Origin of the sequence: Bradyrhizobium sp. Leo170, from assembly GCF_004296405.1 — a bacterium.
GTDB lineage: Bacteria > Pseudomonadota > Alphaproteobacteria > Rhizobiales > Xanthobacteraceae > Bradyrhizobium.
Map to the genome: position 1 here is coordinate 1 of NZ_PSRR01000498.1, position 4385 is coordinate 4385.

The 4385-nt window shown below is 66.1% G+C and carries 5 protein-coding genes; 3 read left to right on the top strand and 2 right to left on the bottom strand.

Going from position 1 to position 4385, the window contains the following annotated elements:
• Positions 1-640, bottom strand: a 640-nt coding sequence (locus CWO89_RS41230; RefSeq protein ID WP_283813579.1) for an enolase C-terminal domain-like protein, incomplete at its 3' end; no start/stop codon positions are given.
• A gap of 137 nt (positions 641-777) precedes the next feature.
• On the opposite strand from CWO89_RS41230, the gene CWO89_RS41235 reads away from it, so the two are divergent.
• From CWO89_RS41235 to CWO89_RS41245, 3 genes are all read left to right on the top strand, one after another.
• Complete coding sequence (locus CWO89_RS41235; protein ID WP_130583981.1) at positions 778-1911, top strand: ABC transporter permease; 1134 nt, start codon at positions 778-780, stop codon at positions 1909-1911.
• A gap of 2 nt (positions 1912-1913) precedes the next feature.
• Positions 1914-2687: an ABC transporter ATP-binding protein gene (locus tag CWO89_RS41240; protein ID WP_130583978.1), complete on the top strand. Its 774-nt coding sequence runs from the start codon at positions 1914-1916 to the stop codon at positions 2685-2687.
• A 117-nt stretch (positions 2688-2804) separates the two neighbouring features.
• Positions 2805-3635, top strand: a complete 831-nt coding sequence (locus CWO89_RS41245; RefSeq protein ID WP_130583979.1) for an MlaD family protein — start codon at positions 2805-2807, stop codon at positions 3633-3635.
• 306 nt (positions 3636-3941) lie between these two features.
• On the opposite strand, the gene CWO89_RS41250 is transcribed toward CWO89_RS41245, so the two are convergent.
• Positions 3942-4385 (bottom strand): hypothetical protein (locus tag CWO89_RS41250; protein ID WP_130583980.1); only part of this gene is annotated, 444 nt, incomplete at its 5' end.

Consider the following 4385-nt stretch of genomic DNA (forward strand, 5'->3'; position numbering starts at 1 on the left):
CCGGCAGGGGCTGCTCCACCAGCGTGACGCCGGCGTCCGCGCAGGCGGCGAGGTTGTCGGTGAGGTTGTCCGTCGTCCAGGCCTCATTGGCGTCGACGATCAGTTCGGCGTTCGGCGCCGCCCTGCGCACCGCCTTGATACGCGCGCCATCGCCGTCGCCGCCGAGCTTGATCTTGAGCAGCGGCCGGTGCGCGGCCCTGGCGGTCGCTTCCGCCATCGCTTCCGGCGTCCCCAGCGAGATCGTGTAGGCCGTGATGCAGGGGGCTGGCGCGCCGCGTCCGAGCAGGTTCCAGATCCGGCTGCCGGCCCGCTTGGCCTCGAGGTCCCACAGGGCGCAATCCAGCGCGTTACGGGCGGCGCCTGGCGGTATTTGCGCCTGCAGGGCCTGCCGGTCCATGCCGGCCGCAAGGGGCTCCTGCATCGCCTGGATCGCCGCAAGCGTCGCCTCCGGCGTTTCGCCGTAGCGCGGGTAGGGCACGCACTCGCCGCGGCCGGTCAGCCCGTCCAGGCTGACCTCGGCCACGACGGTAACGGCCTCGGTTTTGGCGCCCCGGCTGATGGTGAAGGCGCCCGCGATCGGCCAACGCTCGATAAAGGCGGCAAGCTGTCGCGTTAGGCGCGCGGATCGGCTGGAAGTCATTTCAAAATCTCGCAATTTCTGGACCGTGCGCTTGCGGGGCGCTACCAACTATGGCTGGTTAGGGCCAGATTCTACAAGGCAATGCGGCGTTCGAATTCCTATCTTTCGAGCGAGCCAACCAGCCTGGGGTGGGCATTTTGAACGGCGACCCGACACTGGAACGGATAGCACAGAGCGACGGCCTTGCCCTGTGCGCCGCAGGGCCGTGGACGGCCCGTTTTGCGCCCGTGCTGGAGCGGATGGTGGCGGATGCGGAAAAACTCCGCGGCACCCGTCCTGACATCTTCATCGACGTCTCCCAGGTCTCCAAGCTCGACACCTTCGGCGCCTGGTTGATCGAGCGGCTCAGGCGCAGCCTGAGCCACGGTGGCGGCGAGGCGATCATCGCCGGGCTCTCAGAAAACTATTCGAGCCTGGTCGACGAGGTGCAGCGGGTGAAGGAAACGCCGGAGGCCGAAACCGGCCCGGTTTCGATCACGGCCATGCTGGACCAGATCGGCCGGGTGGTGGTCGGCATCGGTGGCACGATCATCGGATTGGTCGACATGCTCGGCGCCGTGCTTGTCGCGAGCGGGCACGTCTTGATCCGCCCGCGCTCGTTCCGCCTGACCTCGACCATCCACCATCTGGAGCAGGTGTGCTGGCGTGCGGTGCCGATCGTGGTGCTGATCACCTTCCTGATCGGCTGCATCATCGCGCAGCAAGGCATCTTTCATTTCCGCAGGTTCGGCGCCGACATCTTCGTGGTCGACATGCTCGGCGTGCTGGTGCTGCGCGAGATCGGCGTGTTGCTCGTTGCTATCATGGTTGCCGGACGCTCGGGCAGCGCCTACACCGCCGAGCTCGGCTCGATGAAGATGCGCGAAGAAATCGACGCGCTGCGCACCATGGGGTTCGATCCGATCGAGGTGCTGGTGTTGCCGCGCATGCTGGCGCTGGTGTTGGCGCTGCCGATCCTTGTCTTTCTCGGCGCAATGGCCGCGCTTTATGGCGGCGGCCTTGTCGCCTGGCTCTATGGCGGCGTCGATCCGGAAGCGTTCCTGCTGCGGCTGCGCGACGCCATCTCGATCAATCATTTCATCGTCGGCATGGTCAAGGCGCCGGTGATGGCGGCGGTGATCGGCATCGTCGCCTGCGTCGAGGGGCTGGCGGTGCAGGGCAGCGCGGAATCGCTCGGCCAGCACACGACGTCATCGGTGGTGAAGGGCATCTTCTTCGTCATCGTGATGGACGGCGTGTTCGCGATCTTCTTCGCGTCGATCGGGATGTGACCATGGTGGTGCAGCCCATTTCCGACGCCATCATCCGTGTCCGCGACGTCACGGTGCAGTTCGGCAGGACCCGCGTGCTCGACGGTCTCGACCTCGATGTGAAGCGCGGCGAGATCCTGGGCTTTGTCGGGCCCTCCGGCGCCGGCAAGTCGGTGCTGACGCGCACCATCATCGGGCTGGTGCCGAAGGTGTCGGGACGCATCGAAGTGTTCGGCATCGACCTCGATGCCGCCAGTTCCAGCGAACGGCGCCGGGTCGAACGGCGCTGGGGCGTCCTGTTCCAGCAGGGCGCGCTGTTCTCCTCGCTCACCGTGCGGCAGAACATCCAGTTTCCGGTGCGCGAATATCTGAGGGTCTCGCAGCGGCTCTTGGACGAGATCATGGTGGCGAAACTCGTGATGGTCGGGCTGAAACCCGAGGTCGCCGACCGCTATCCTTCTGAGCTCTCCGGCGGCATGATCAAGCGCGTAGCGCTGGCACGCGCGCTCGCGCTCGATCCCGAGCTCGTGTTCCTGGATGAGCCGACTTCGGGCCTGGACCCGATCGGCGCCGGCGAGTTCGACGAACTGGTGCGCACCCTGCAGCGGACTTTGGGGTTGACCGTTTTCATGGTAACCCACGACCTCGACAGCCTATATACCGCGTGCGACCGCATCGCCGTTTTAGGGAACGGTAAGATCATTGCCGCAGGATCGATCGCCGACATGCAGGCATCGCAGCACCCTTGGCTGCGGCAATATTTCCATGGCAAACGCGCCCGCGCCGTCATCGGCTAGCGCATGGTCCCGACAGGTGGAAACCGGTTTTCGGACAAGATCATGCGCGAAAGAAAAGGATCAGTGACGGTTCCGCCACGGCGGAGCCTGAGCTTGGACGAGTAGCTGGAGTCATCGATGGAAACCCGGGCGAACTATGTCCTGATCGGCGCCTTCACGCTGGCGGTGATCGCGGCTGCGTTCGGCTTCGTGCTCTGGTTCCAGAGCCTGCATACCACCAAGCAGCGCAGCCCCTTGCGGGTGATCTTTGAAGGCCCGGCCTCGGGTCTGCGCAACGGCGGCAACGTAGGGGAAGTCATCTCGGTAAGGCTCGACAATCCACGTCGCGTGGTCGCATTCGCGATGGTCGAGAACAGCGCGCCGATCCGCAAGGACACCCTGGTCGGCCTCGAATTCCAGGGGCTGACGGGCGTTGCCGCGATCTCGCTGAAGGGCGGCGAGGAGACCGCGCCTCCGGTGCCGCTCGATGAGGACGGCATCCCTGTGCTGACCGCCGATCCCAGGGCGCTGCAGGACGTCACCGAAGCGATCCGCGCGACGCTGCAGAACGTCAACCGCATCGTCGCCGACAATCAAGAGTCGGTGAAGAACTCGCTGCGCAATCTCGAAACCTTCACCGCGGCGCTCGCGCGCAATTCCGAGAAGATCGACAACGTGATGCTGAGGGTCGACGGCGTGATGGGCAAGGCCGACAACCTCATGCTCGGCCTCAACAGCATCGCCGGCGGTGATCGCGGCGGCGAACTGGCCGCGATGGTGAAATCGATCCGCGAACTCGCCGAAGATTTCGACAAGCGCTCCGGCGCGCTGATGGCCGACGGCCGCAGGACGCTCGGCGACATCAGCCGCGCCGTGAACAACCTCGACCGCAACCCGACCCGGCTGTTGTTCGGCGCCGGCAGCAGCAGCGTGCCCGAGCCAGCGCCGAAGCCGGGGCCGCGGCGGTAGTAGTCGCTGCGCCGCCATCATCGTCCGCGCAGGCGGCAGTAGCTGTTCCCGAGTGCGGACAACTCCTATTCCTTCGCTGTCATCGTCCGCCACCGGGTCGGCGCAAAGCGCCGCCCGATGACAGGCTCCGGCGGACGATCCAGTATTCCAGAGGCGTCTCGGCCTGAGTCGAGAGGCCGCCGGCTACTGGATGCCCCGCCTTCGCGGGGCATGACGGAGAGAGATTGCCTCCGCCGTCATTGCGACGAAAACAAAAACGGAGGCCGAAGGCCTCCGTTTCGCTATTCGCCACTCGCTATTCGCGTCTCACCCCAACCGCCCCGCGGCATGCGCGAGCAGGGTGTACACCAGACCCGTCTCCGAGGTGAGGTGGTTGCGCAGCGACTGCGGGCCGCGGTCGTCGCGGGCGACTTCGTCGAGCAGCCGCTCGAACTCGGCGATGTAGCGGTCGACCGTCTGCTTGAAGCCGCGATCGGAGCGGTATTTGCGGGCGACCTCGTCGAAGGCCTTCTGGCCGGCCGGCGTGTAGAGCCGCTTGCTGAACGCCTTGTTTTCGCCGCGCTGGTAGCGATCCCACATCTCGGCCGCGAGGTTGCGGTCCATCAGCCGGCCGATGTCGAGCGACAGCGATTCCAGCGGATTGGCGGCGGCAGCCTGCGGACGGGGACGCGGCGCTTCGCGGGGCGCGGGGGCAGGGGTCTCGCTGCGGTTGAGCAGGTCCGACAGCCAGCCGTCACGGCCGTTATCCGG

Bases quoted from the DNA above. Each gene is read 5' to 3' on its own strand.
- CWO89_RS41245 (WP_130583979.1), top strand. From the start codon at position 2,805: ATGGAAACCCGGGCGAACTATGTCCTGATCGGCGCCTTCACGCTGGCG.
- CWO89_RS41240 (WP_130583978.1), top strand. From the start codon at position 1,914: ATGGTGGTGCAGCCCATTTCCGACGCCATCATCCGTGTCCGCGACGTC.